At 67.3% G+C, this 24,674-nt stretch carries 23 protein-coding genes and 1 tRNA gene; 8 read left to right on the forward strand and 16 right to left on the reverse strand.

Annotated features, from left to right (window positions below):
* Positions 1 to 34: 34 nt before the first annotated feature.
* Positions 35 to 937: a cysteine synthase CysM gene (cysM, locus tag AC3WQR_RS22310; protein ID WP_492743750.1), complete on the reverse strand. Its 903-nt coding sequence runs from the start codon at positions 935 to 937 to the stop codon at positions 35 to 37.
* Positions 938 to 978: 41 nt separating this feature from the next.
* Here cysM and AC3WQR_RS22315 point away from each other — a divergent pair.
* Positions 979 to 1,063 (forward strand) — tRNA-Leu (locus AC3WQR_RS22315).
* Positions 1,064 to 1,167: 104 nt separating this feature from the next.
* On the opposite strand, the gene AC3WQR_RS22320 is transcribed toward AC3WQR_RS22315, so the two are convergent.
* The 3 genes from AC3WQR_RS22320 to AC3WQR_RS22330 all read right to left on the reverse strand — a co-directional run bounded on the left by AC3WQR_RS22320 (position 1,168) and on the right by AC3WQR_RS22330 (position 3,074).
* Complete coding sequence (locus tag AC3WQR_RS22320) at positions 1,168 to 1,617, reverse strand: hypothetical protein (RefSeq protein WP_492743753.1); 450 nt, start codon at positions 1,615 to 1,617, stop codon at positions 1,168 to 1,170.
* Positions 1,618 to 1,702: 85 nt separating this feature from the next.
* Entirely contained in the window at positions 1,703 to 2,125 is a 423-nt protein-coding gene (locus AC3WQR_RS22325) for a RidA family protein (protein WP_492743756.1), read from the reverse strand.
* Between the two features lie 13 nt (positions 2,126 to 2,138).
* Entirely contained in the window at positions 2,139 to 3,074 is a 936-nt protein-coding gene (locus AC3WQR_RS22330; protein ID WP_492743758.1) for an SDR family oxidoreductase, read from the reverse strand.
* A gap of 74 nt (positions 3,075 to 3,148) precedes the next feature.
* On the opposite strand from AC3WQR_RS22330, the gene AC3WQR_RS22335 reads away from it, so the two are divergent.
* Complete coding sequence (locus AC3WQR_RS22335; protein ID WP_095746545.1) at positions 3,149 to 4,213, forward strand: CDP-6-deoxy-delta-3,4-glucoseen reductase; 1,065 nt, start codon at positions 3,149 to 3,151, stop codon at positions 4,211 to 4,213.
* Positions 4,214 to 4,248: 35 nt separating this feature from the next.
* Positions 4,249 to 5,226 carry a Bug family tripartite tricarboxylate transporter substrate binding protein gene (locus tag AC3WQR_RS22340; protein WP_492743760.1) on the forward strand — a complete coding sequence of 326 codons (978 nt, stop codon included), beginning with the start codon at positions 4,249 to 4,251 and terminating at the stop codon, positions 5,224 to 5,226.
* Here the strand turns inward: AC3WQR_RS22340 and AC3WQR_RS22345 are convergent.
* On the reverse strand, positions 5,198 to 5,974 hold the full coding sequence (locus tag AC3WQR_RS22345) for a Crp/Fnr family transcriptional regulator (RefSeq protein WP_492681726.1): 777 nt from the start codon (positions 5,972 to 5,974) through the stop codon (positions 5,198 to 5,200). The two genes, AC3WQR_RS22340 and AC3WQR_RS22345, sit on opposite strands and share 29 nt — an antisense overlap.
* Positions 5,975 to 6,129: 155 nt before the next feature.
* Here AC3WQR_RS22345 and AC3WQR_RS22350 point away from each other — a divergent pair, with 155 nt between their 5' ends.
* Together AC3WQR_RS22350 and AC3WQR_RS22355 are read left to right on the forward strand one after the other, a co-directional pair.
* Complete coding sequence (locus AC3WQR_RS22350; protein ID WP_492743762.1) at positions 6,130 to 8,325, forward strand: xanthine dehydrogenase family protein molybdopterin-binding subunit; 2,196 nt, start codon at positions 6,130 to 6,132, stop codon at positions 8,323 to 8,325.
* An 11-nt stretch (positions 8,326 to 8,336) separates the two neighbouring features.
* On the forward strand, positions 8,337 to 8,795 hold the full coding sequence (locus tag AC3WQR_RS22355) for a (2Fe-2S)-binding protein (protein ID WP_056572291.1): 459 nt from the start codon (positions 8,337 to 8,339) through the stop codon (positions 8,793 to 8,795).
* A 64-nt stretch (positions 8,796 to 8,859) separates the two neighbouring features.
* On the opposite strand, the gene AC3WQR_RS22360 is transcribed toward AC3WQR_RS22355, so the two are convergent.
* The 8 genes from AC3WQR_RS22360 to AC3WQR_RS22395 form a co-directional block, all read right to left on the reverse strand.
* Positions 8,860 to 9,633, reverse strand: coding sequence for an ABC transporter ATP-binding protein (locus tag AC3WQR_RS22360; RefSeq protein WP_172438340.1), 774 nt, complete (start codon positions 9,631 to 9,633; stop codon positions 8,860 to 8,862).
* Between the two features lies 1 nt (position 9,634).
* Positions 9,635 to 10,408, reverse strand: coding sequence for an ABC transporter ATP-binding protein (locus tag AC3WQR_RS22365; RefSeq protein WP_056572293.1), 774 nt, complete (start codon positions 10,406 to 10,408; stop codon positions 9,635 to 9,637).
* 17 nt (positions 10,409 to 10,425) lie between these two features.
* Positions 10,426 to 11,634, reverse strand: a complete 1,209-nt coding sequence (locus AC3WQR_RS22370) for a branched-chain amino acid ABC transporter permease (RefSeq protein WP_062481017.1) — start codon at positions 11,632 to 11,634, stop codon at positions 10,426 to 10,428.
* A gap of 13 nt (positions 11,635 to 11,647) precedes the next feature.
* Positions 11,648 to 12,577: a branched-chain amino acid ABC transporter permease gene (locus tag AC3WQR_RS22375; RefSeq protein WP_062481019.1), complete on the reverse strand. Its 930-nt coding sequence runs from the start codon at positions 12,575 to 12,577 to the stop codon at positions 11,648 to 11,650.
* A 228-nt stretch (positions 12,578 to 12,805) separates the two neighbouring features.
* Positions 12,806 to 14,098: a replication-associated recombination protein A gene (locus tag AC3WQR_RS22380; RefSeq protein ID WP_139703237.1), complete on the reverse strand. Its 1,293-nt coding sequence runs from the start codon at positions 14,096 to 14,098 to the stop codon at positions 12,806 to 12,808.
* Positions 14,099 to 14,124: 26 nt separating this feature from the next.
* Positions 14,125 to 14,766 carry an outer membrane lipoprotein periplasmic chaperone LolA gene (lolA, locus tag AC3WQR_RS22385; protein WP_492743764.1) on the reverse strand — a complete coding sequence of 214 codons (642 nt, stop codon included), beginning with the start codon at positions 14,764 to 14,766 and terminating at the stop codon, positions 14,125 to 14,127.
* A gap of 171 nt (positions 14,767 to 14,937) precedes the next feature.
* On the reverse strand, positions 14,938 to 17,388 hold the full coding sequence (locus tag AC3WQR_RS22390) for a DNA translocase FtsK (RefSeq protein ID WP_159275542.1): 2,451 nt from the start codon (positions 17,386 to 17,388) through the stop codon (positions 14,938 to 14,940).
* A gap of 95 nt (positions 17,389 to 17,483) precedes the next feature.
* Positions 17,484 to 18,158, reverse strand: a complete 675-nt coding sequence (locus tag AC3WQR_RS22395; RefSeq protein ID WP_062481025.1) for a Crp/Fnr family transcriptional regulator — start codon at positions 18,156 to 18,158, stop codon at positions 17,484 to 17,486.
* Positions 18,159 to 18,338: 180 nt separating this feature from the next.
* Here AC3WQR_RS22395 and trxB point away from each other — a divergent pair, with 180 nt between their 5' ends.
* The 3 genes from trxB (at position 18,339) to rpmG (ending at position 19,956) form a co-directional block, all read left to right on the forward strand.
* Positions 18,339 to 19,289 carry a thioredoxin-disulfide reductase gene (gene trxB, locus AC3WQR_RS22400; RefSeq protein WP_062481027.1) on the forward strand — a complete coding sequence of 317 codons (951 nt, stop codon included), beginning with the start codon at positions 18,339 to 18,341 and terminating at the stop codon, positions 19,287 to 19,289.
* Positions 19,290 to 19,537: 248 nt separating this feature from the next.
* Entirely contained in the window at positions 19,538 to 19,771 is a 234-nt protein-coding gene (rpmB, locus tag AC3WQR_RS22405) for a 50S ribosomal protein L28 (protein ID WP_007830293.1), read from the forward strand.
* Between the two features lie 11 nt (positions 19,772 to 19,782).
* Positions 19,783 to 19,956, forward strand: coding sequence for a 50S ribosomal protein L33 (gene rpmG, locus AC3WQR_RS22410; protein WP_007830291.1), 174 nt, complete (start codon positions 19,783 to 19,785; stop codon positions 19,954 to 19,956).
* Positions 19,957 to 20,121: 165 nt separating this feature from the next.
* Here the strand turns inward: rpmG and AC3WQR_RS22415 are convergent, their stop codons facing one another.
* The 3 genes from AC3WQR_RS22415 to AC3WQR_RS22425 form a co-directional block, all read right to left on the reverse strand.
* A complete protein-coding gene (locus tag AC3WQR_RS22415) occupies positions 20,122 to 21,336 on the reverse strand; it encodes a DesA family fatty acid desaturase (protein ID WP_070062144.1) in 1,215 nt (404 codons plus the stop codon).
* Positions 21,337 to 21,468: 132 nt separating this feature from the next.
* Positions 21,469 to 22,740, reverse strand: coding sequence for an RsmB/NOP family class I SAM-dependent RNA methyltransferase (locus AC3WQR_RS22420; RefSeq protein WP_492743767.1), 1,272 nt, complete (start codon positions 22,738 to 22,740; stop codon positions 21,469 to 21,471).
* A 43-nt stretch (positions 22,741 to 22,783) separates the two neighbouring features.
* Positions 22,784 to 24,637 carry a M48 family metallopeptidase gene (locus tag AC3WQR_RS22425; protein ID WP_307587055.1) on the reverse strand — a complete coding sequence of 618 codons (1,854 nt, stop codon included), beginning with the start codon at positions 24,635 to 24,637 and terminating at the stop codon, positions 22,784 to 22,786.
* Positions 24,638 to 24,674: the final 37 nt, after the last annotated feature.

Consider the following 24,674-nt stretch of genomic DNA (forward strand, 5'->3'; position numbering starts at 1 on the left):
GCCCCCGGGGGGGCCCCGCCGCAGTGTGAAGGGATCAGGCGGGGAAAACCCCCGTCGACAGGTAGCGGTCGCCGCGGTCGCAGACCACGAACACGATGGTGGCGTTCTCGACCGTCTTCGACACCTCGATGGCCGCCCACAGCGCGCCGGCCGCCGAGATGCCGCCGAAGATGCCTTCTTCGCGCGCGAGGCGCCGGCACATCTCCTCGGCGTCGTCCTGGCTCACGCTGATTTCTTCGTCGACGCGGCTCGGATCGTAGATCTTGGGCAGGTACTCGACCGGCCACTTGCGGATGCCGGGAATGCGCGAGCCTTCGGCCGGCTGCGCACCGACGATGCGCACCGCCGGGTTCTTTTCCTTCAGGTAGCGCGAGACGCCGGTGATGGTGCCCGTGGTGCCCATGGCGCTCACGAAATGGGTGATCTTGCCCTGCGTGTCGGTCCAGATCTCGGGGCCGGTGGTCTCGTAGTGGATGCGCGGGTTGTCGGGGTTGGCGAACTGGTCGAGCACGCGACCCTTGCCCTGGGCGACCATCTGCTCGGCCAGGTCGCGCGCGTATTCCATGCCGCCGCTCTTGGGCGTGAGCACCAGCTCGGCGCCGAAGGCCTTCATGGTCTGGGCGCGTTCCACCGAGAGGTCCTCCGGCATGATCAGCACCATGCGGTAGCCCTTGATGGCCGCGGCCATCGCCAGCGCGATGCCGGTGTTGCCCGAGGTGGCCTCGATCAGCGTGTCGCCTGGCTTGATTTCACCGCGCTCCTCGGCCCGCTTGATCATCGACAGCGCCGGCCGGTCCTTGACCGAACCCGCCGGGTTGTTGCCTTCGAGCTTGCCCAGGATCACGTTGCCGCGCTTGGCGTTTTCCGCGGCGTGGATGCGTTGCAGGGCAACCAAGGGGGTCTTGCCGATGGCGTCTTCGATCGTCGGATAATTCATGCCAGCCACTGTGCCATAATTTTGGGCTTCCTTCCGGATGTGCCCGGGTGGTGAAATTGGTAGACGCAGGGGACTCAAAATCCCCCACCGAAAGGTGTGCCGGTTCGATTCCGGCCCCGGGCACCACGAGACGACACCGTCTCACCCCCACATCAAGAAACCCGCTCGCTTCCCTGGCGCAGCGGGTTTTTCTTTGCCTCGGGGCCTTTCGGGCCGGGCAGCGCCCCGCCCTAGCCAAGCACGTCGGCGAGCTTCACCTGCAGCGACAAGGCGGCCTGGTGCAGCAGCTCGAACTCGTCGTCCGGCAGCGGCACGGCCGTGAAGTTGAAGTGGCACAAGGTGCCGGCGACCGCGCCCGAGGGGTTCAACAGCGGAACGCCGTGGTAGCTGATGGTGTAGTCCCGCCCGGGATGCGTGGCAAAGCGCTCGTCCACGCTCGAGTCGTCGGTGCGGAACCACCCGTCGCGCAGGACAAAGGGACAGATGCTCGCCTCGAAGGGCACGACGGCGATGTTCTCGGGGATCAGCTCGCTTTGCTTGTCGTACAGGTAGAGGCTCGTGACCAGGTCGGAGCGGATCTTGTAGATCCCGGTGTACCGATGCGGCACGCGCGCGTTCAGGTAGGCGAGGACAGCCTGTGCGCCTTGATCGGCAAGCAACGCTTCAATCGTTTGGGGCATTCGTTTCGTCCGCTTCGCTTCGATCGGTTCGATCTGGAGCCTGTCCTGCCATGGTACGCCCGGCCCCTGGGCATCCGCTTCGGTGTCAGCCCGCTTGCGCGGTCTTCAACGCCGCCACCGCGCGAATCTCCACCCGCAGCGCCGGCCGCGCCAGGGCCGCCACGCCGAGGATGGTCCATGCCGGGAAATCCTCGGTGATGTAGTGGTCCTTCACTTCGCGAAAGCCCGCCAGCTCGTGCTCGACGTCGACGTGGTAGCTCACGATCTCCACCAGGTCGGCGAAGCCGAGCCCCGCGCTCTCGAGCACCACGCCCAGCCGCCGGAAAGCCCAGTCGGCCTGTTCCGCGGCGCTCTCGGGCACGCTGCCGTCGGCACGCAGGCCGACCTGCCCCGCCACGAACAGCAGGCCGCCGGCCTTGACGCCGGGCGCGTACTTGAAGGTGTCGAAGACAGCGGTGGAGCCGAAGGTCGGATGGCCGTCGGGGATGCGAACGCTCTGTTTGCTCACGGGTTGCGTCCTTTCAGGCTTCTGTGGGCTGCAGGCCGGTGTGCACCGTCGGATGCGCGAGCCGCACGCGCAGCTCGCGCTTGAGCCGCGTGTTGTCGAGCCGGCGCGATTCGCCCATGAAGCTCAGCAGTTGCAGCGGCAGCTGGCGCTCGGCCTCGCCGCGCGCCACACGCGGCGGGCGGGGCATGCCGTAGAGGTCGGCGGCCAGGTCGAAGTAGTCGCCCATGCGCAGCTCGGTGTCGTCCGACGCGTGCACCACGCGCTGGGGCTTGCCGCGGAACAGCGCCGCCACGCAGGCGCGCGCGAGGTCGTCGGCGTGGATGTGGCTGGTGTAGACGTCGTCCTCGCGCCGCAGCACGGGCGTGCCGCGCTCCAGGCGGCCGCGCGGGGTGCCGTTCTCGCGGTCGGGCGCATAGATGCCCGGGATGCGCAGGATGCTGGTGCGCACGCCGGTGCTGCGGCCGAACCAGCGCACGGCGCGCTCGGCATCGACGCGCCGGTGGGAGCGCGGGGTGTCGGGGCGCACGCCACGCGTTTCGCTCACGCGCGCGCCGCCGCAGTCGCCGTACACGCCGCTGGTGGAGCCGTAGACCAGCGCCGAGGGCAGCGAGCGCAGCCGCAGCGCCTGCGCCAGCGACACGGTGCGCTGGTCGCGCCACCAGGCCGCGCCGCCTTCGCGCGCGGGCGGCGCCAGATGCACCACGCGGGTGGCGATGCCCGCCAGGCGGCGCAGGGTGGCGCGGTCGTCCAGGTTGCCCACCAGCGGCCGGATGCCGGCCGCGCGCAGCGCCGCGACGCGGTCGGCCGAGGACGTGAGGGCCACCAGCTGCATGCGCCCGCGCAGGTTGCGCGCCACGCGCTGGCCGACGTCGCCGCAGCCGACGATCAGCAAGCGCTCGCGCCGGAACCGGGCCGGCAGTGCGCCGGAGGGACTATTGATTGAAGGCAAAATCCGGGTTTCCTGTCTCAATTCAGTTGTCCCGGCCGCACGCAGCCGGGAAAGTTCACCCCCGAAGAATACCGATGACTGCTACAGCGCCGCACGAAGCGGGCTTTTCCATCACCGTCGAGCCCAGCGGGCGCCACTTCGTGGTCCAGGGCGACGAAACCATCCTCGCGGCAGGCATCCGCCAGGGCATCGGCCTCCCCTACGGTTGCAAGGACGGCGCCTGCGGTTCCTGCAAGTGCAAGAAGCTGTCAGGCGAGGTCACGCTCGGCCCGCACCAGAGCAAGGCGCTGAGCGCCGAGGAGCAGCTGGCCGGCTACGTGCTGACCTGCTGCGCCCACCCGACGAGCGACGTGGTGCTCGAGTCGCGCCAGGTCACCGAGGCCGGCGCGCTGCCGATTCGCAAGATGCCGGTGCGCGTGATGGCGCTCACGCGCCAGTCGCACGACGTGATGATGCTGCGCCTGCAGCTGCCGGCCGGCGAGCCGCTGCAGTTCTATGCGGGCCAGTACGTCGAATTCATCCTGCGCGACGGCGCGCGCCGCAGCTACTCGATGGCCAACGCGCCGCACACGGTGGCCGTGCCGGGCACGGGCCTGGAGCTGCACCTGCGGCACCTGCCGGGCGGCAAGTTCACCGACCATGTCTTCGGCGCGATGAAGGAAAAAGAGATCCTGCGCATCGAAGGCCCGTTCGGGAGCTTCTTCCTGCGCGAGGACTCCGACAAGCCGATGATCCTGCTGGCCTCGGGCACGGGCTTCGCACCCATCAAGGCGCTGCTGGAGCACATGCAGTTCAAGGGCATCGACCGCCCCACCGCGCTCTACTGGGGCGGGCGCCGCCCCGAAGACCTGTACATGGACGCCTGGCTGCGCGAGCAGCTGGCCGCGATGCCGAACCTGCGCTACGTGCCCGTGGTGTCGAACGCCACGCCCGAAGACAACTGGACCGGCCGCACGGGCTTCGTCCACCAGGCGGTACTGGAAGACTTCACCGACCTGTCGGGCCACCAGGTGTATGCCTGCGGCGCGCCGATCGTGGTCGACTCGGCCAAGCGCGACTACGTGGCATTGGCCGGCCTGCCCGAAGAAGAATTCTTCGCCGACGCCTTCACCACCGAAGCCGACAAAGCCCTGCCCTGAGCCTTCGCGCTCCCCTTCCCTTTCCGTAGAACAACATGAAGACGAGACACTTCCTCCTGACCCTGATCGCCGGCGCTGCCGTGCTCACCGCCGGCCACGCCGCAGCCCAGCAACACCGACCGATCCGCCTCGTCGTGCCCTACGCGGCCGGCGGCCCGATCGACAACACGGCGCGCATCCTGGCCGAGCAGGTGAAGGACACGCTGGGCGGCCCGGTCATCATCGACAACAAGCCCGGCGCGGGCGGCAACATCGGCGCCGACTTCGTCGCCAAGGCGCCGGCGGACGGCCTCACGATCGGCATCGCGGCCACGGCCACGAACGCGGTGAACCCGTGGCTGTACAGCAAGATGCCGTTCAACGCCGCGACCGACTTCGCGCCGATCACGCAGATGGTGCGCGTGCCCAACGTGCTGGTGATGAACGCCGAGACGGCCAACCGCCTGAACATCCGCACGCTGGCCGACCTGATCCGCTACGCCAAGGCCAACCCGGCCAAGCTCAACTACGCCAGCGGCGGCAACGGCAGCGCCGGCCACCTGGCGGGCGAGCTGTTCAAGAAGGAAGCGGGCATCTTCGCGGTGCACATTCCGTACAACGGCGGCAACCCGGCGCAGCTGGCGCTGCTGTCGGGGCAGGTCGACTTCAACTTCGACAACCTCGCCACGGCCGCGCCGAACATCCGCTCGGGCAAGCTGAAGGCGATCGCGGTCACGACGCTCAAGCGCAGCAGCGCCCTGCCCGACGTGCCGCCCGTGGCCGACACACTCAAGGGTTTCTCGATCGACACGTGGTGGGGCCTGGTCGCGCCGGCCGGCACGCCGCCCGAGGTGGTCGCGAAGCTGAATCAGGCCTTCGTCGCCGCGCTGAACGCGCCGGAAACGAAGACCCGTTTCGCCTCGATGCTGGCCGAGCCGGTCGGCAACTCGTCCGAGCAGTTCGGCAGCTTCATGAAGAGCGAACTGGCCAAGTACGAGAAGGTGGTCAAGGCCACCGGGGCGAAGGTGGACTGACGAGGTCGTCCAGGGGCGCTGCGGCCTGCGTGTCGGTGGCGGCAGCCACGGCCGCCGCCGCTTCGGCCGCCCCGCTCTGGTAGGTGCGCAGGCCCGCGAGGTCGAGCACTTCCACACCCCCGTGTTCGATGCGCAACAGGCCGTCGCGCTGCAGCGCATGCAGCGCGCGGTTGGCACGCTGGCGCGACACCGCCGACAAGAGGCCGATCTCGTCCTGGCTCAGCCGCACGAAGCGGGTGGCGCGCGGATAGAGGATGGGGTCGAACAGGCTGGCCAGGCAGCGCGCCACGCGCGCGTCGGGGCCGAGCAGGCGATCGAATTCCATGAGGCCGATGAACAGGCTCAGTCGCGCATTGATGTGTAACAACAGAAACCGATTGAAGTCGATGCTGGTGGACATCAGCCGCTCGAAACTCTGTCGCGGCACGCAGGCCACGCGCGTGGGCCGCAGCGCCACGCCGTCGTAGCGCCAGCATCCGGGGGTGAGCAGCGAGCCTTCGCCGCCCCAGCCGCCGGCGGTCACGCCGGTGAAGGTGGACACGCGCCCGTCGGGCAGCGACACCGACATCTTCATGAGCCCGTCGATCACGCCGATCCAGTGATCGGCCGGCTCGCCGCGCCGCACGACGAAGCCGCCGGCCGGCACCACGCGCTCGTGCGACTCCTGGACGACGCGGTCGAGTTCGTCGTCCGTGAGCGCGCGCGCCCACAGGCTCTCGCGAAGCATGTTCTCCAACGCGTTCGACATCGCGCCTCCTGCTGTCGTCCCTCGTGACATCGCATCGGCCGATCCGTCGCAGGCGCCGGTCGGCGGGGTCCGTAAGAAATGTCGTTGCAACGACATCTTCGGCGCGGCGATGGTGCCACAGTCATCCGCGTTCGCCAAACAACAAGGAGACAACGATGAAGCGTTCGAACAAGGACCCGCGTCCCGCGCGCGGGCCGGACGACGGGGATGCGCACGGCCTGCGCCGACGCGACGTGCTCGGCTACGCCACGGCCATGCCGCTGGCATCGGCGGCGGCCGGCATCGCGGGGCTCGGCGCCCTCACGGCGCCCGCCTCCGCGGTGGCCGCGCTGCTGCCCATGACCCCACCCGACACCACCGACCTGATCGACATCGGTGACGCGGTCACGCTGACCTCGCTGCCGACCATGCCGCTGGTGAAGGTGACAAACACCAGCGACGGCCGCGTGCGCCTGGCGCTGCCGCGCCTCGAAGTGGGCCAGGGCATCGCCACGGCCAGCGCGATGATGCTGGCCGACAAGCTGCGCCTGCCGCTGAGCGCCATCGAAGTCACCTCGGCCGACGCGAGCCCCGAGCTGATCTGGAACCAGCTCACGGGCGGCTCGTCGAGCGTGCGCTCGATGCATGCCGGCATGCCGATGCTGGGCGGCCTCGGCGGCCTGCTCTCAGGCTCGACGCCTTCGGTGGTCGGCCAGCGCGTGACGCGGCTCGACGCGCTGGACATCGTCACCGGCCGCAAGAAGTTCACGCTCGACCAGGCGGTGCCCAATGCCAAGCCGACGATGGTGCGGCGCCCGCCGACCATCAACGGCAAGTTCGTCGGCATCAACAACCTGAACACGGTGATGGGCATGCCGGGCGTGATCGGCGTGGTGCCGATCCCCGCCACCAACGGCATCACGCCGACGCCGCCGGGCGTGGCAGTGATGGCCGAGACCTTCGGCCAGGCCTGGGCCGCGGTGAACGCGCTCGACGTGACCTGGGCCGCCGGCCCGCTCGACGGCGAGTCGAACGCCACCATCATGCGCAAGCTGAAGTCGTCGCTGCTGCCCTTTGCGCTGCCGCCGCTGGGTGCGCTGACGGTCGAGGCCGAGTTCGAGTTCGCGCCGGCCGCGCACTGCCCGATGGAAGTCGAATGCGCGATTGCCGACGTGCGAGCGGATCGCGCCGAGATCTGGGCCGGGCTGCAGAGCCCCATCGTCACCCAGCAGGCGGTGGCCGCCGAGCTGGGCCTGCCGCTGAACAAGGTCGTCGTGCATGCGGTGCCCTCGGGCGGCTCCTTCGGGCGGCGCCTGTTCTGGGACCCGGTGCTGCAGGCGATCCAGGTGTCGAAGGCGCTGGGACGCCCCTGCCGCCTGATGTACCACCGCACCGACGACATGCGCCACACGCGCATCCGCCCGCCGATCTACCAGAAGGCGCGCGCCACGATGCTGCTGGGCCAGGTGATCGCCTTCGAGCAGCGCATCGCCAGCGTGCGCCTGGACACGCGCCACGGCTTCGGCAACATGCTCGAGGCCGCCGCCATCGCGCTGCCCAACGCCTTCCCGCAGACGGTGGGCAACTTCGCGATCGAGCAGGTGATGTTCAAGACCATGGTGACCTCGCCGTACAACTTCGGCGTCACGACCAAGCTGCTGACGCCCGTGCCGATGGACATGAACACCTGCTCCTACCGCTCGGTGCACATCCAGCCCGCGCGGCTGGTGGAAGAGATCCTGGTCGACGAGATGGCCCGCGCCGCGCGCAAGGACCCGGTCGCCTTCCGGCTCGAGTACCTGCGCCTGCCGCGCGCCCGCGCGGTGCTCAAGGCCGTGGCGGAGGCCGCGCAATGGGGCAAGGCGATGCCGGCGGGCTTTGCGCAGGGCGTGGGCGTGCACCAGGAGTCGAAGTCGTTCACGGCCTGCATCGTCGAGATCGACGCGCGCGTGCCGGCGCAGGCCCGCGTGGTGCGCGCCACCATCGCCATCGATGTCGGCACGCCGATCAACCCCTCGGGCATCGAGGCGCAGCTGCAGGGCGGCCTGTGCGAATCGATCGCGCTGGTGCTGTCGGCGGGGCTGCACATCCAGAACGGCCTGCCGCTGGAAGGCAGCTACTCGCAGTACCACTTCTCGCGCATGAAGCACTACCCGAAGGACGTGAAGATCATCATCCTGCCGGCCAATGGCGAGGCCATCGGCGGCCTGGGCGAGGTCGGCCTGTCGGCGAGCTCGGGCGCGATCGCCAACGCCTATGGGCGCGCCACCGGCATCAAGCCGCGCAGCTTCCCGCTGAACTTCCCGGTCGACTTCACGCCGATCCCGCCGGGCAAGCTGCCCACGCCCGTCAACGTTCCGATCCCCGCCTGAGGAGACCCGCCATGCCTGTGCAATCTTTCAAGGTGAACGGCCAGAACGTCGACGTCGAGGCGCCCGACGACCTGGCGCTGCTGTGGGTGCTGCGTGACAAGCTCGGCATCACCGGCCCGAAGTACGGCTGCGGCATCAACGTGTGCAAGGCCTGCACCTGCCACGTCGACGGCAAGGCCGTGACGACCTGCTCGGTGCGCGTGTCCGACGTGCGCGGGCGCCAGGTGACGACCATCGAGGGCCTGGCCAACGGCAACACGCTGCACCCGGTGCAGCAGGCCTGGATGAACCTGGACGTGCCGCAGTGCGGCTTCTGCCAGCCGGGCCAGATCATGGCCGCGGTCGACCTGCTGCGCCGCACACGCACCCCGACGGACGCCGACATCGACGCCATCGAGAACGTGTGCCGCTGCGGCACCTACGGGCGCATCCGCGAGGCGATCAAGGCCGCCGCCGCGATGATGGGATAGGGATAGACGGAAAAACGGCCAGCCACCGCGCTCTGCGGTGCTGGCCGTTTGGCGCTGGCGGCGCTTACTCGCCGAGGTAGGCGGCGCGCACGCGCGGGTCGCGCAGCAGTTCCTTGGCGTCGCCGTTCATCGTGATGAGGCCCGACTCCATGACGTAGCCGCGGTCGGCCAGCTGCAGCGCGCGGTTGGCGTTCTGCTCAACCAGCAGGATCGTGACGCCTTGCGACGCCACGGTCTGCACCACCTCGAAGATCTTGTCGCACATGATCGGCGACAGGCCCATGGTGGGTTCGTCGAGCAGCAGCACCTTCGGACGCGCCATGAGCGCACGGCCCATGGCCAGCATCTGCTGTTCGCCGCCCGACATCGTGCCGGCCAGTTGGTCCTTGCGCTCGCGCAGGCGCGGGAAGGTCACGAACACGCGCTCCATGTCGCTGGCGATCTCGGCCTTGTCGTTGCGGATGTAGGCGCCGATCTGCAGGTTCTCGGTGATCGTCATGCGCGTGAACACGCCGCGGCCCTCGGGCACCATCACGAGGCCCTCGCCCACCAGGTCCCAGGCGCCACGGCCCTTGATGCTGCGGCCCAGGAACTCGATGTCGCCCGCGCCGGCCGGCAGCGTGCCGGTGATGGCCTTCATGGTGGTGGTCTTGCCAGCGCCATTGGAGCCGATGAGCGAGACCAGCTCGCCCTCGAACACGTCGAAGTCCACGCCCTTCACGGCCTGGATGCCGCCGTAGCCCACCTTCAGGCCACGGACCTTGAGCAGGTTCTTGCCTGCGGCCTTGGCGGCGGCCGGTGCCGTCGCGGTTGCCATCGTTGCTTCTGCGGTGCTCATCTCAGTGTCCTCCGGTGCCGAGGTAGGCCTCGATCACCTTTTCGTTCTTCTGTACCTCGACCGGGTTGCCCTCGGCAATCTGCTTGCCGTAGTCGAGCACGGTGACGCGGTCGCACAGGCCCATGATGAGCTTGACGTCGTGTTCGATGATCAGGATCGTGCGGTTGTCCTTGCGGATGCGGTCGATGAGCTCGCGCAGCAGGACCTTCTCGGTCGAGTTCATGCCGGCGGCCGGTTCGTCCAGCGCGATGAGCTGGGGGTCGGTGGCCAGTGCGCGGGCGATCTCGAGGCGGCGCTGGTCGCCGTAGCTCAGCGTGCGCGCCTTGTAGTCGGCGAACTTGCCGATGCCCACGTAGTCGAGCAGTTCCTGCGCGCGCTTGGCGATGGCCGCTTCTTCGGCCTTGAAGCCCTTGGTGCGCAGCATGGCGCCGAACACGCCGGAATGCGTGCGGATGTGGCGCCCGACCATCACGTTCTCCAGCGCCGTCATTTCGGCGAAGAGGCGGATGTTCTGGAAGGTGCGCGCAATGCCGGCCTTGGCCACTTCGTGCACAGCCGTCGGCTGGTAGGGCTTGCCGGCCAGCTCGAAGGTGCCGCTGTCGGGCGTGTACAGCCCGGTGATCACGTTGAAGAAGGTCGTCTTGCCGGCGCCGTTCGGCCCGATCAGGCCGTAGACCTGGCCGCGCTTGATGGTGATGCCCACGTCCGAGAGGGCCTGCAGTCCGCCGAAGCGCTTGGAGATGCCGCGAACGTCGAGGATGGTGTCTGTCGTCATGTCTGTGTGTCCTTGGCTCACGGATTGATGGACATGGGACGCGATGCCGCACCCGGCACTTCGTCAGCGGGGCTGTCGATGCCCGGTGCATGCGTCTGCAGCGTTCCGGGCGCCACGGCCGCATGGGTCGGGTCGACGGGCGCGCCGTTCTTCTTCGTCAGCGTCTTGCCGTGTTCCGGCGAGGGCCACAGGCCGCGCGGGCGCATCAGCATGATGACGATCATGGCCAGCGCGATGAACAGCTGGCGCAGGATGGACGCGTCGAGGCGCCCGTCGGTCATCGCCTGCAGCGGGCCGGCCACGTAGCGCAGCACTTCGGGCAGCGCGGCCAGCAGCACGGCGCCCAGGATGACGCCAGGCAGGTGCCCAAGGCCGCCCAGCACGACCATGGCGACGATCATCACCGACTCCATCAGGCTGAAGGACTCGGGCGACACGAAGCCCTGGAAGGCCGCGAACATCGCGCCCGACACGCCGCCGAAGCTGGCGCCCATGCCGAAGGCCAGCAGCTTCATGTTGCGGGTGTTGATGCCCATCGCCTTGGCAGCGATTTCGTCTTCGCGGATGGCCATCCAGGCGCGGCCGATGCGCGAGATCTGCAGGCGGTGCGAAATGATGATCGTGGCCACCACCAGCGCCAGGAACAGGTAGTAGTACAGCGTGACCGAGGAGATCGTGAAGCCGTCGAACTTCCACGCCTTGCCCAGGTCGAGACCCCAGAACTTGATGGAGTCGATCGCCGTGATGCCCTTCGGCCCGTTGGTGATGTTGATCGGCTGGTCGAGGTTGTTCAGGAACACCCGGATGATTTCACCGAAGCCGAGCGTGACGATCGCGAGGTAGTCGCCGCGCAACTTCAGCGTGGGCGCCCCCAGCATCGCGCCGAGCACCCCGGCCACCACCAGCGCGAGCGGAACCACGATCAAGAGCGAGGTGTGCAGCCCGTTCGGGAACATCGCCTTGAACCACGGAAAGGTGTCCGAGAGGTGCGACGAGCCCATCAGCGCGTAGAGGTACGCGCCGACCGCAAAGAAGGCCACGTAGCCCAGGTCGAGCAGGCCGGCGTAGCCGACCACGATGTTCAGGCCGAGCGCGAGCATCACGTAGAGCAATGCGATGTCGGCGATGCGCACCCAGGCGTTGCCCTGGGTCTGCAACAGGATGGGCAGCGCCAGCACGGCGACCACGCCGAGGATGTAGAGCGCGAGGTTCTTGCTGTTCTTCATGGTGTGCTGCTCCTCAGGCCCGGTCCGCCACGCGCTCGCCGAGCAGACCCGAAGGCCGCAGCGTGAGCATCACGATCAGCACGATGAAAGCGAAGATGTCGCTGTAGTTGCTGCCCAGCACGCCACCCGTGAGGGTGCCGATGTAGCCGGAGCCGATGGCCTCGATGAGGCCGAGCAGGATGCCGCCGACCACTGCGCCGGCCAGGTTGCCGATGCCGCCGAACACGGCCGCGGTGAAGGCCTTGAGGCCGGGCAGGAAGCCCATCGCGTGTTGCGCGATGCCGTAGTTGGATGCGTACATCACGCCGGCGATGGCCGCGAGCACGGCGCCGATGATGAAGGTGGCCGAGATGACCATGTCGGGCCGGATGCCCATGAGCGCCGCGACGCGTGGGTTCTCGGCGGTGGCGCGCATCGCGCGGCCGAGCTTGGTGTAGTTGACCAGCCACATCAGGATCACGAGCGAGAACGCCGTGACGCTGAGGATCATGACCTGCGTCGGCGAGATCACGGCGCCGCCCACGTGGATGGGGTCGGTCGGCAGCAGGTTGGGATACGCCTTGTTGGTCGGCTTCCAGATGATCATGGCCAGCGTCTGCAGCAGGATCGACACGCCGATGGCGGTGATGAGCGGTGCGAGCTTGGGGCTGTTGCGCAGCGGCCGGTAGGCCACTTTCTCGATCACGAAGTTGAGGCTTGCCGCGACGACGCAGGCAATGATCAGCGCAACGAAGAGGATCAGCCAGCCCGGTGTGTTGGGCATTCCGTCCTTCATTAGCCCGATGATGGTCCAGCTTGTGAGCGCCCCCACCATCAGCACTTCACCGTGCGCAAAATTGATCAGATTGATGATGCCGTACACCATGGTGTAGCCCAAGGCTATCAAGGCATACATGCTGCCGAGAACCAGACCGTTGATGATCTGCTGCAGCAATATTTCCATAACGCGATTCCCTATGTGTTGCACCTTGCGGGTGCCATTCACCTACCGAGGCACCGGTTTGGCGCCACTGGCTTGACAAGCAAAAAACCAGCCAACATGTGTCGCCGGCAGATTTGGTGGGCGGGATTGTAGACACGCCCCGGCGCTGTTTTGGGGCGGGATGACCGGGGTTTACCCGCTCACTTCATGCTGTATGCGCGTGAAGTCATGCAGATGCGCAAACCTGTATCAGCGATCTGAATTTGTGTTGAGGCGACGCAGTTCGCGCAGCTTTTCCGCGATGCGGATTTCGAGTCCACGCTCGACCGGTTCGTAGAACACCTGGCCTTCCAGGCCCTCGGGCAGGTAGCGCTCGCCGGCGGCGAAACCGCCCTCTTCGTCGTGCGCGTAGCGGTACCCCTTGCCGTAGTCGAGCTCCTTCATGAGCTTGGTCGGCGCATTGCGCAGGTGCATCGGGACCGGGCGCGTGCTGTCTTTCTTCACCAATGCGCGCACCGCGTTGTAGGCCTTGTAGACCGCGTTCGACTTGGGCGCGATGGCCAGGTAGACCACGCATTCCGCCAGCGCCAGCTCGCCTTCGGGGGTACCCAGGCGCTCATAGACCTCGGCCGCATCGAGCGCCAGGCGCAGCGCGCGCGGGTCGGCCAGGCCGATGTCTTCGCTGGCCATGCGCACGAGGCGGCGCGCCATGTAGCGCGGGTCGGCGCCGCCGTCGAGCATGCGCACGAACCAGTAGAGTGCGGCGTCGGGGTCGCTGCCGCGCACCGATTTGTGCAGCGCGCTGATGGTGTCGTAGAACTGCTCGCCGCCCTTGTCGTAGCGGCGCATGCGCTCGCCGAGCACGCGCAGCAGCCACTCGTCGGTGATGTTCGTGAGCTTCTCGGCGCCGGCTGCAACCGCCAGCGTCTCGAGCGTGTTGAGCAGGCGACGTGCGTCGCCGTCCGCGTAGGCGACCAGGCGGTCGATGGCCGCCTCGTCGATGGCCGGAACCGCCTGGATCGCCTGCGCCTTGGCGACGATCTGCTTCAGGTCGCCTTCGTTGAGCGACTGCAGCACGTAGACCGCCGCCCGCGACAGCAAGGCCGAATTGACTTCGAACGACGGGTTCTCGGTGGTCGCGCCGATGAAGGTGAACAGGCCCGACTCGACATGCGGCAGGAACGCGTCCTGCTGGCTCTTGTTGAAGCGGTGCACCTCGTCGACGAAGACGATGGTGCGCTGCTGCGTGAGCCCGTCGCGCGCAGCCGTGGCCTGCTCGACCGCCTCGCGGATGTCCTTCACGCCGCCCAGCACCGCGCTGATGCTCAGGAACTGCGCGTCGAAGGCGTCGGCCATGAGCCGCGCGATGGTCGTCTTGCCGGTGCCCGGCGGGCCCCAGAGGATGCAGGAATGCGGCTGGCCCGACTCGAAGGCGATGCGCAGCGACATGCCCGGACCGAGCAGGTGCTGCTGGCCGATCACTTCGCCGAGCGTCTTGGGACGCAGGCGCTCGGCGAGGGGCTGGTGGGTGCGCGGGGCCAAACCGGGGACTGTCCTGCTGTGGGTGATTACTGCTTGAGCACGTCGGCACCCGCGGGCGCCTTGAAGTCGAAGGTGCTGGCGGGCAGCGTCGGATTCACCTCGACCTTGCTGAACTTGAGCACCGAGCGCTGGCCGAAGCTGTCCAGGATCTCGAGGGCCGCGAGCGCGTCACCCTGGAAGCCGACCATCACACTCTGCAGTTGGCCGTCCTTGTTCTTCGGCGTGGCCTTGACCCACTGCAGGCCGTCGCGCTCGGGCGCGGCCTCCAGCGCGAAATCGGCCTGCAGGGCGCGCAGGTCGGCGGCGGAAGCAATCAGCGCGGCGGGCGTCGAACCCAGCGCCTGCGCCTGGGTGCGCTGCGTGACCTGGTTCAGGTCGGCGTCGTAGAGCCACAGCGTCTTGCCGTCGGCCACGATGCTCTGGGCGAAGGGCTTGCGATAGTCGAACTTGAATTTGCCGGGGCGATGGAATTCGAAGGTGCCGGTCGACGTCTTCGCGCGGCCCGGCTGGCCCTCGCGCGGCGGGGCCGTCACGGTCTGGGTGAACTCGGCACGGCCGGACTTGACCGTCTTCACGAAGGCTTCGAGGCTTTCGAGCCCGTCGGCCCAGGCACTGCCGGCCACCGTGCAGATCAGGCCGGCCAACAGCCAGAGGCGGGTTTTCTTCATGGGAGGTTCCTCGGAAAAACGTTGCTGCGATGCCCATCGACACTACCCGCCGCAGATGCCGGCATCTGTAGGCTTTGATGAAGATTTGAAGCGGTACCGGTGCGCGTTTGCAAATTGCCTCTCAGCACGTAACCGGCCCTGCAGTGGTGGTGACGGTGGCGCGCTGGCGGCTCACTCCGCCTGGCGCGCGGGCACGAGGATCTCGCGCTGGCCGCTGCCGCTCATGGCGCTCACGAGGCCGGCCTTTTCCATGTCCTCGACCAGGCGCGCGGCGCGGTTGTAGCCGATCTTCAGGTGGCGCTGCACCAGCGAGATGCTGGCCTTGCGGTTCTTGAGCACGACCTCGACCGCCTGGTCGTACATCGGGTCCTTTTCGCCGTCGCCGCCGCCGAGCAGGTCGCCGTCACCGTCGCCATCGACCGTGCCGCCTTCGAGCACGCCCTCGATGTAGTCGGGCTCGCCCTGGCTCTTGAGGTAGGCCACCACGCGATGCACTTCCTCGTCGCTCACGAAGGCACCGTGCACGCGGATCGGCAGGCCCGTGCCGCTGGCCATGTAGAGCATGTCGCCCATGCCCAGCAGCGCCTCGGCGCCCATCTGGTCGAGGATGGTGCGGCTGTCGATCTTGGAGCCCACCGAGAACGCGATGCGCGTGGGGATGTTGGCCTTGATGAGGCCGGTGATCACGTCGACGCTGGGCCGCTGCGTGGCCAGGATCAGGTGGATGCCGGCGGCGCGGGCCTTTTGCGCAAGGCGGGCAATCAACTCTTCGATCTTCTTGCCGACCACCATCATCAGGTCGGCCAGCTCGTCGATGATGACCACGATGTGCGGCTCGCGCTTGAGCGGTTCCGGATCGTCCGGCGTGAGGCTGAAGGGGTTGTAGATGAACTCCTCGCGCGCCTTGGCTTCGTCGATCTTGGTGTTGTAGCCGGCCAGGTTGCGCACGCCGAGCTTGCTCATGAGCTTGTAGCGGCGCTCCATCTCAGCCACGCACCAGTTCAGGCCGTGCGCCGCCTGGCGCATGTCGGTGACCACGGGCGCCAGCAGGTGCGGGATGCCTTCGTAGACCGACATTTCGAGCATCTTCGGGTCGATCATGAGCAGGCGGACGTCGCGTGCCTCGGCCTTGTAGAGCAGCGAAAGAATCATCGCGTTGATACCCACCGACTTGCCCGAACCGGTGGTACCGGCCACCAGCACGTGCGGCATCTTCGCGAGGTCGGCCACCACGGGGTTGCCGATGATGTCCTTGCCCAGGCCCATCGTGAGCATCGACTTGCCCTCGTTGTAGACCTGCGAGCCCAGGATTTCGCTGAGCTTGATCGACTGGCGCTTGGCGTTCGGCAGTTCGAGCGCCATGTAGTTTTTGCCGGGGATCGTTTCGACCACGCGGATCGACACCAGCGAGAGCGAACGCGCCAGGTCCTTGGCCAGGCCCAGGATCTGCGAGCCCTTGACACCGGTGGCGGGCTCGATCTCGTAGCGCGTGATGACGGGGCCCGGCGAAGCGAGCACCACGCGCACCTCGACACCGAAGTCCTTGAGCTTCTTCTCGATCATGCGCGAGGTCATCTCGAGCGTGTCGGAGGACACCGTTTCCTGGCGCACCAGCGCGGCGTCGAGCAGGTCGACCTGCGGCAGCTTGCTGTCGGGCAGTTCCTTGAAGAGCGGCTTCTGGCGCTCCTTGACGACGCGGTCGCTGCGGGGGACCTCGGTCATCGCGGGTTCGATCTGCACCGGCGGCGATGCAGGTCGGCGCTTGGGCGCGACTTCTTCCTCTTCGTCGTCGAAGCTCGGCTCGAGAGGGCCGGCGTCGCCGAACGAGGCCTCCTTGCTGGGGCGCATTTTCTTGGCGCGCGGCGCGGGCGCCAGTTCTTCCTCGTCGCCGGCGCGTTCGCGCGCGGCCTGCTTGCCCATGGCGATGTCGGCCGCCATTTCGCGCTTTTCACGGCGCGACTCGAACAACGAATAAGCCCGCGCGCCGATGCGCTCGGCGATCAGGCTCCAGGAGAAACGGAACACCAGCGCCGAGCCGATCACGCCGCCAGCGATGGCGACCAGCGCCGAGCCCGTGAAGCCCAGCCAGCGCACGCTCGCCGGCCCCACGAGGTAGCCCAGGGCGCCACCGCCCGAACCCGGCAGGTGCGATTCGAGCCGGTACAGGCGCGACCATTCGAGCACCGCGCTCGCGCACAGCAGCAGGACGAGGCCGAACCAGAAAGCGAGGCGGCTACGGTTGAAGCGACCGCGCGGGGGCTGTTCGACCGCTGGTGTGGGTTCGCCGCCGCGCAGCCAGCCGGCCAGCGACGAGAGCCACGCGCGCAGGCCCGCCGCAAGACACCACCAGACGGAATAGCCGGCAAGGAAGTAGCTACCATCGGCCAGCCAGGCGCCGATGCGGCCGCCCCAGTTCTTGATCTCACCGCCCGTGCCCGAGGTCGACCAGGCGGCATCGGACGGGGTGAAGCTCAGCATCGCCAGCAGCCAGAACAGAAGGGCTGCGAACCCGGCGATCAAGGTGATTTCGTGGGCGAAGCGCAGGGCGCGCAGGCGCACGGGTTGCCCTTCGGCAGCGGAAGAAGAGGAGGACGATTGAAGCGTATGGAGCGAATAGGTCATGAAAAGCACGGCGCCCGGCCCGAAAAAACGCAGGCCGGCCGCCCCGAACACTACAACAAAAGGCCGTGGACGCCGAAAGCGCCCGGCCTATGGGCTCAGGTCAGCGTCAGGAGCCGGTCCTTGATGATCACCGAGCCGTCTTCCTGGGACTGGACGAAACCGCGCTCTTCCAGGTCCTTCATGACGCGGCTCACCATTTCGCGCGACGCGCCGACCATCTTGGCCAGGTCCTGGCGGGAGATCTTGTCGCGGACCTTGAGGTTGCCCATGCCGTCCTGGCTGGCGAACTCGAGCAGTGCGCGGGCGACGCGGCCGTACACGTCCATCAGCGCCAGCGACTCGATCTTGCGGTCGGCGTGGCGCAGGCGCTGCACCAGGCCGCGCATGATGTTGTAGGCCATCGAGGAGTTCTCGGGCAGGCAGCGCGCGAAGGCGTCGCGGCCCAGCATGAGCACGTCGCACTGGATTTCGGTGCGCACGGTGGCCGAGTGCGGCTCGTCGTCGATCAGGCTCATCTCGCCGAGGTAGTCGCCGGGATGCAGCGTGGCCAGGATCACCTCGCGGCCACGGCTGTCGGCGCTCGTGACGCGGGCGCGGCCGGTCAGGATGATGTACAGCGCATCGGATTTCTTGCCCTGCTCCACGACGACCTCGGCGCGTTTGAAGCGCTTCTTGATGATCGCATCCGCAATGCTTGCGGACTGCGAGGCCGTCAACGACGCGAACAATGGAACGCGCCGAAGCAATTCAAGGTTGGACAGCATCGACATTAATCAATCCCTGAAACAGCGCGCGATGTGATCCTGATGCTGAGCCCATGGATTACTACAATCGCGCGCATTGAAAACACCGTGCACCCGGTGTTGAACCGGGCGGTGATACTCCCCACGTATCGCTACCACCCTGAAAATGTACACGCTGCCGCAGCGTCCATCCTAGGTTTTCTACTCATGTCCGCACCCCAACACGCCAAGGTTCTCATTCTGGGCTCCGGCCCGGCCGGCTACACCGCCGCCGTCTACGCCGCACGCGCCAACCTCCAGCCTTTGCTCATCACGGGCATCGCGCAAGGCGGTCAACTCATGACCACGACCGAGGTCGACAACTGGCCGGCCGACGTGCACGGCGTGCAAGGCCCGGAGCTGATGCAGCGCTTTCTCGAGCACGCCGAACGCTTCAAGACGCAGATCGTGTTCGACCACATCAACAAGGTCGACCTGAGCAAGCGCCCGTTCACGCTCACGGGCGACAGCGGCACCTACACCTGCGACTCGCTGATCATCGCCACGGGCGCCTCGGCCAAGTACCTGGGCCTGGATTCCGAAGAGAAGTTCATGGGCCGCGGCGTCTCCGCCTGCGCGACCTGCGACGGCTTCTTCTACCGTGAGCAAGAGGTCTGCGTGATCGGCGGCGGCAACACGGCCGTCGAGGAAGCGCTGTACCTCTCCAACATTGCAAACAAAGTCACACTCGTGCATCGCCGCGACAAGTTCCGCGCCGAGCCGATCCTGATCGACAAGGTCATGGAAAAGGTGGCCGAAGGCAAGATCGTGCTGAAGCTGCACAACCAGCTCGACGAGGTGCTCGGTGACGGCACGGGCGTGACGGGCATCCGCATCAAGAATACGCAGACCGGCGCGACCGAAGAGATCACGCTCAAGGGCTGCTTCATCGCGATCGGCCACCACCCGAACACCGACATCTTCCAGGGCCAACTGGAAATGAAGGACAACTACATCCTGACCCGCTCGGGCCTGAAGGGCTTCGCGACGATGACCAGCGTGCCCGGCGTGTTCGCGGCCGGCGACGTGCAGGACAACATCTACCGCCAGGCCATCACCAGCGCCGGTACGGGCTGCATGGCCGCCCTGGACGCGCAGCGCTTCCTCGAAGAGCACTGAGGCCTATCCCCACGGGCACCGGCCACCCTGCGCGGCCGGATTTCCCGTATCTGCGACGGCCCCCGGCCTCGCTGAGCCCGAAAGGGCTATAATCCGAGGCTTTGCCGAAACAGGGCCTACCTCCCACCGGGAGTCGGGTTGCGGCAAATCCGGGGTACCGCCACCCGTTTCTGGCGAGGTCAAGCTGTAAAACACCCTGCAATCGCCCTGATTGCGCCGGTGCCAGCTGTTCAAGAAAGAGTGTCCACATGGCACGCGTATGCGACGTAACGGGCAAAGGCCCGATGGTCGGAAACAACGTTTCCCACGCCAACAACAAAACCAAGCGCCGGTTCCTGCCGAACCTGCAATACCGCCGTTTCTGGGTCGAGACCGAAAACCGTTGGGTTCGCCTGCGCGTTTCGAGCGCTGCACTGCGCCTGATCGACAAGAACGGTATCGATGCCGTGCTCGCAGACCTGCGTGCCCGCGGCCAAGCTTAAGGAGCTGAATCATGGCAACGAGCAAAGGCGGACGCGAAAAGATCAAGCTGGAATCCACCGCGGGTACCGGCCACTTCTACACGACGAGCAAGAACAAGAAGACGATGCCTGAAAAGATGTCGATCATGAAGTTCGACCCCAAGGCGCGCAAGCACGTCGAATACAAGGAAATCAAGCTGAAGTAATTCAGCCTGTTCTCCCCCAAAAAACCCGCTGCTCACCCAGCGGGTTTTTTATTGCCTGTCGTTTTTGTGAAAGCAGAAAAAGGCAGGCACAAAAAAGCCGACCCGCAGGTCGGCTTCTTCACTGAGCGAGGGCAACAGCGCGGGAGGCGCCGGCCCTTTGCCTCGTCAGGCGCGCGCAGCGCGCAGGCGGGTCGAGAACTCGCGCAGGCCGGCAATGCCGCTGGCTTCCGCACGGTGGCACCAGGCCGCCAGATCGGCCGCCAGTTGCTCGCGCGATTGCGAGGTGTTCAGCCAGAGCTGGCGCAGCTCTTCGCGCATCGTGACCATCTTGTCGAGCACCGGGTGCGCAGCACGGGCCTGCACCAGATGGGTGCGCGCCGAGGCGGGCACCTTGTCGTCGTCGCGATGCAGCCAGCGCTTGGCCGCCTTGAGCACCGACAGGTCGGCGCCCTTGGCCTTCAGCACGTCGATTTCTTCGCTGGTCGCGCGGCGCATTTCGCGGGCGTAGCCGGCCATCACTTCGTAGCGGTTGGCAATGACGGCCTCGAGCGTCTTCTCGTTGGCCACGGGCTGGATGTCGCCCATCTGCATCTTCGGCGGCACCTTCTTGACCTTGGCCCAGCCGAGCTTCTGGAACACCTGGATGTAGACCCAGCCGATGTCGAACTCGTACTTCTTGACCGAGAACTTGGCCGAGGTCGGGTAGGTGTGGTGGTTGTTGTGCAGCTCTTCGCCACCGATGATCAGGCCCCAGGGCATGATGTTGCGGCTGGCGTCGGACGCCTCGAAGTTGCGGTAGCCCCAGTAGTGGCCGATGCCGTTGATGATGCCGGCGGCGGTGATCGGGATCCAGAGCATCTGGACCGCCCACACGGTCAGGCCGAGCGCGCCGAACAGCGCGAGGTTGATCACCAGCATCAGGCCCACGCCTTGCCAGCTGTAGCGCGTGTACAGGTTGCGCTCGATCCAGTCATCGGGCGTGCCGTGACCGTAGCGCTCCATCGTTTCCTTGTTCTTCGATTCCTTGCGGTACAGCTCGGCGCCGCGCCAGAAGACTTCGTCGATGCCCTTGACCTGCGGGCTGTGCGGGTCGTCGGCGGTTTCGCACTTCGCGTGGTGCTTGCGGTGGATGGCGACCCATTCCTTCGTCACCATGCCGGTGCCGAGCCAGAGCCAGAAACGGAAGAAGTGCGAGGGGATCGGACCGAGGTCCATCGCCTTGTGCGTCTGCGTGCGGTGCAGAAAGATCGTGACCGCTGCGATGGTGATGTGCGTGGTGACGAGCGTGTACAGCACGACCTGCCACCAGGCAATGTCCCACAGGCCGTGTCCGAGCCATTGGATGACCGCGTTCAGAACGGCGGAGTCAGGAAGCATCATTGAGTCAGGTACTCCATGGCCACACGAAGGTGCAGCCTTCAGGTAACCCGCGATTTTAGGATGTCAGGGCCAAAACGAGGCCTTTTGTCCTTCTGTCACACCGCAGATTTACCCTAGTTTGGAGCCCCGCGCCTATTTCCGGTTCCACACGGCGGCAAAAAAGCCGTCGGTGGCGTGGCGATGCGGCCACAGCCGCAGGTAGCGCCGGCCGTCTTCCCCACCCGCGCAGAGGGTCTCGGCGCCCTTCACCTTGAGCGCCTGGAGCAATTCCGCGGCATCCATGGGCACGAAATCGGGGTTCGCGGCGGCAAACGCCTCGGCGATGGCCTCGTTTTCCTCCGGCAGCACGCTGCAGGTGGCGTACACCAGCCGGCCACCCGACTTCACGAGCCGGGCCGCGCTTTGCAGGATGGCGGTCTGCTTGGCCGTCAGTTCGGCCACCGACTTGGCCGATTGCCGCCATTTGAGGTCGGGGTTGCGGCGCAGCGTGCCGAGCCCCGAACAGGGCGCGTCGACCAGCACGCGGTCGATCTTGCCGGCCAGGCGCTTGATCCGGTCGTCACGCTCATGGGCGATCGCGGCCGGGTGTACGTTCGAGAGCTTGCTGCGCGCCAGCCGCGGCTTGAGCGCGTCCAGGCGGTGGGCCGAGGTGTCGAAGGCGTAGAGCCGACCGGTGTTGCGCATCGTTGCGCCGATGGCCAGGGTCTTGCCGCCCGCGCCGGCGCAGAAATCGACCACCATCTCGCCGCGCTTGGCATCCAGCAGCAGCGCCAGCAGCTGGGAGCCCTCGTCCTGCACCTCGATGGCGCCGCGCACGAACGCGTCGAGCTTGGTCAGCGCGGGCTTGCCGTCGATGCGCAAACCCCAGGGCGAGAACGGAGTCACTACCGATTTGATAGCAGCCTTCGCAAGCTCCGCCTTCACTTCCGCCCGCTTGTCGGTGAATGCATTGACGCGCAGGTCGAGCGGCGCCGGCTGCTGCAGGCTCTCGACCATCGGCCAGAAGCCGTCGCCCAGCTGTGCCTTGAGCGGCGCGACCAGCCATTCGGGCAGGTTGTGGCGATGGCGTTCGAGCAGGTCGTCCGGCTTGACGGCGTCGCAGTTGTCGAGCCAGCGCTTCTCGGTGTCGTTGAGCGCGCTCTTCAGGAAGTCGCGCGGGCCGTGAAAGCCCAGGATCGCCATGCGACGCTCCTTCGAACCGCTGCCCGAGGGCGACAGGTGATCGAACAGCAGCTTCTTACGAAGCACGGTGTAAACGGTTTCGGCGAGCGTCGCGCGCTCGCGCGGGCCGAACTCGCGGTGGTCGCGGAAAAAGCGCGAAACGACCTGATCGGCCGGGTGATCGAATTTCAGGACCAGACCGACCAGATCGGCGGTGGCCTCCAACAGGGCTTTGGGATGCATAGCCCCGATTGTCTCAGCCGGCCGGCCTCGCGGCCGAAACGCCTCAGACGCCGCGCACCCAGACGGTCCCGAAGGCCTGCCGCTCGATGTCTTCCAGCGTGGGCGAGTGCCCCGCCCAGAGCACCAGCGCCGCCCCCGGCAAGGTCAGGGTCTGCTCGAGTTCGCGGCACAGGTGCCAGCGGTCCTCGTCGTCGAGCCCCGGCACCTCGACGAACACGATGTACGCCCGCCGCCAGGCGAACTCGCGCAGGTTCTTGCGCACCACCCACAGCCGCGACACGGGCAGGCAGCGTGCGATGTCGGCACGCAGCTCGCCCAGCTCGTGGTCGTTCAGGTCGTGGCGCGAAATCTGGCTGAAGAACGGCGTGTCGGTGATCTCTTCCCAGGCGCGCGCCTCGGCCTCCTCCGCCTCCTTGAGCCGCGCGCGCCACAGCTTGAGCCCCTGCTCGTCGTGCGGCCCGGCTTCGGGATCTTCGAGCGAGGCGACGGCGTTCTTGGCCGCCCACCATCGGCTGGCCACGCCCGACTGGTGCAGCCGTTCGAGCACCGCCAGGCGCTCGGCGCGCTCGCGCACGGGCAGCATCTGGGCCAGCCCGCGCAGGGCGCCCGGATGGTCCGGCGCGATCCGCAGTGCGCTTTCGTAGCGCGCGCGCACCGGCGCCGCCGGGTCGAGCCGACGCTCGGCGTCGGCCCACTCGACCATCTCGTCGGGCGTGTTGCGCTCGCCGCGGGCCGCCAGCACCGCGATGCGCTCGCGGATGCGCGAGCGGTGCGCGTGGTGCTGCTTCCAGTCGGCGGCGTGGGCGCGGCGCCAGGCGTTGTCGAAATGAGAGATCCACTTGTGCTTGTCGGCCAGCATGTCGAGCGCGGGCCGCTGCGACCAGGCCGGCAGCGCCGCCTTCTGGTTCAGCGCTTCCAGCCGGTCGCGCAGCACCGGATGGGTGTCGTCCAGGTCGCTGACGCGCCGCATCGCCTCGCGCAGCGCCTGGCGCGCGAACTCCTCGCTCGGCGGCGTGCGGGCGCGCTGCCGCAGGGCGGCGAACGGGCCGGGCGGCAGCGGCTCGCGCTCGGCGCGCGCCCAATGCCAGGGCCAGAACTCGCTGGCGTACCAGTTGCCCTTGATGGCCACTTCGGTGAGCGCAGCCGCGGCCACCGCGGTGCCGAGCAGCCGGCCCGAGATGCGGTCGGCCTCGTACTCGTCCTGGCGGGCCAGCGCGAAAGTCTTGGCGGCAAAACGCGGAAAGTACCAGCGGAAGAAGGCCTGCGACACCAGCGCCATCACGCCCTCGTCGCGCTGCAGGCTGGCATCGAGCCGCAGCCACGACAGCCGCGTGCGGTAGATCCAGGCGCTCAGGCGGCCGTGGTTGCCGCGCAGGTGGCCGTATTCGTGGGCCAGCACCGACAGCAGGCGCTGCCGGTCCAGCATCATCAGCAGCGGAAGGCCGATGCTCAGCGAGTTGAGCGCGCCGCCGAACAGGCCGAAGCGCGGCACCTGGCTGATGCTGGCGTTGAAGTTGTCGTCCAGGTAGACGCGGTGCACCGGCGGACCCTTGATGCGCTCGCGGATGCGGTCCAGCGCCTCGAACAACCCAGGCGCGTCGGCGCGTGTGAGCGGCTCGCCGTCGGGCTCGTCGAAGTGCACCCAGAGCGCACGCAGGGTCGCCCAGAACAGGCCCAGCGCGAACACGAGCAGCCAGCCGCGGGTGAAGTTGAAACGCCCGTCGGCCACCGAGACGACCACCCAGGCCACAATGCCCACCGCCAGCCCCAGGCAGGCCAGCACCCAGAGGTAGCCGAGCGCGGCGAACGCCGCGACGCCACGCCGGTAGCGCGCGCTATCGTCCGCACTCGCGTGCTCGCTCAGGCGAACCAGGTGAACAAAATCCGCACGGTCCATCCGACTCCCGTCAAAGACTCATCCGACAGTTGTTACC

Source organism: Variovorax sp. FW305-3-2-15-B-LB1 (assembly GCF_058787635.1).

Coding starts and splice junctions, on each gene's coding strand:
- cysM (WP_492743750.1), bottom strand. CDS start 937: ATGAATTATCCGACGATCGAAGACGCCATCGGCAAGACCCCCTTGGTT.
- AC3WQR_RS22320 (WP_492743753.1), bottom strand. CDS start 1,617: ATGCCCCAAACGATTGAAGCGTTGCTTGCCGATCAAGGCGCACAGGCT.
- AC3WQR_RS22335 (WP_095746545.1), top strand. CDS start 3,149: ATGACTGCTACAGCGCCGCACGAAGCGGGCTTTTCCATCACCGTCGAG.
- AC3WQR_RS22340 (WP_492743760.1), top strand. CDS start 4,249: ATGAAGACGAGACACTTCCTCCTGACCCTGATCGCCGGCGCTGCCGTG.
- AC3WQR_RS22345 (WP_492681726.1), bottom strand. CDS start 5,974: ATGTCGAACGCGTTGGAGAACATGCTTCGCGAGAGCCTGTGGGCGCGC.
- AC3WQR_RS22350 (WP_492743762.1), top strand. CDS start 6,130: ATGAAGCGTTCGAACAAGGACCCGCGTCCCGCGCGCGGGCCGGACGAC.
- AC3WQR_RS22355 (WP_056572291.1), top strand. CDS start 8,337: ATGCCTGTGCAATCTTTCAAGGTGAACGGCCAGAACGTCGACGTCGAG.
- AC3WQR_RS22360 (WP_172438340.1), bottom strand. CDS start 9,633: ATGAGCACCGCAGAAGCAACGATGGCAACCGCGACGGCACCGGCCGCC.
- AC3WQR_RS22365 (WP_056572293.1), bottom strand. CDS start 10,408: ATGACGACAGACACCATCCTCGACGTTCGCGGCATCTCCAAGCGCTTC.
- AC3WQR_RS22370 (WP_062481017.1), bottom strand. CDS start 11,634: ATGAAGAACAGCAAGAACCTCGCGCTCTACATCCTCGGCGTGGTCGCC.
- AC3WQR_RS22375 (WP_062481019.1), bottom strand. CDS start 12,577: ATGGAAATATTGCTGCAGCAGATCATCAACGGTCTGGTTCTCGGCAGC.
- lolA (WP_492743764.1), bottom strand. CDS start 14,766: ATGAAGAAAACCCGCCTCTGGCTGTTGGCCGGCCTGATCTGCACGGTG.
- AC3WQR_RS22390 (WP_159275542.1), bottom strand. CDS start 17,388: ATGACCTATTCGCTCCATACGCTTCAATCGTCCTCCTCTTCTTCCGCT.
- AC3WQR_RS22395 (WP_062481025.1), bottom strand. CDS start 18,158: ATGTCGATGCTGTCCAACCTTGAATTGCTTCGGCGCGTTCCATTGTTC.
- trxB (WP_062481027.1), top strand. CDS start 18,339: ATGTCCGCACCCCAACACGCCAAGGTTCTCATTCTGGGCTCCGGCCCG.
- rpmB (WP_007830293.1), top strand. CDS start 19,538: ATGGCACGCGTATGCGACGTAACGGGCAAAGGCCCGATGGTCGGAAAC.
- rpmG (WP_007830291.1), top strand. CDS start 19,783: ATGGCAACGAGCAAAGGCGGACGCGAAAAGATCAAGCTGGAATCCACC.
- AC3WQR_RS22415 (WP_070062144.1), bottom strand. CDS start 21,336: ATGATGCTTCCTGACTCCGCCGTTCTGAACGCGGTCATCCAATGGCTC.
- AC3WQR_RS22420 (WP_492743767.1), bottom strand. CDS start 22,740: ATGCATCCCAAAGCCCTGTTGGAGGCCACCGCCGATCTGGTCGGTCTG.
- AC3WQR_RS22425 (WP_307587055.1), bottom strand. CDS start 24,637: ATGGACCGTGCGGATTTTGTTCACCTGGTTCGCCTGAGCGAGCACGCG.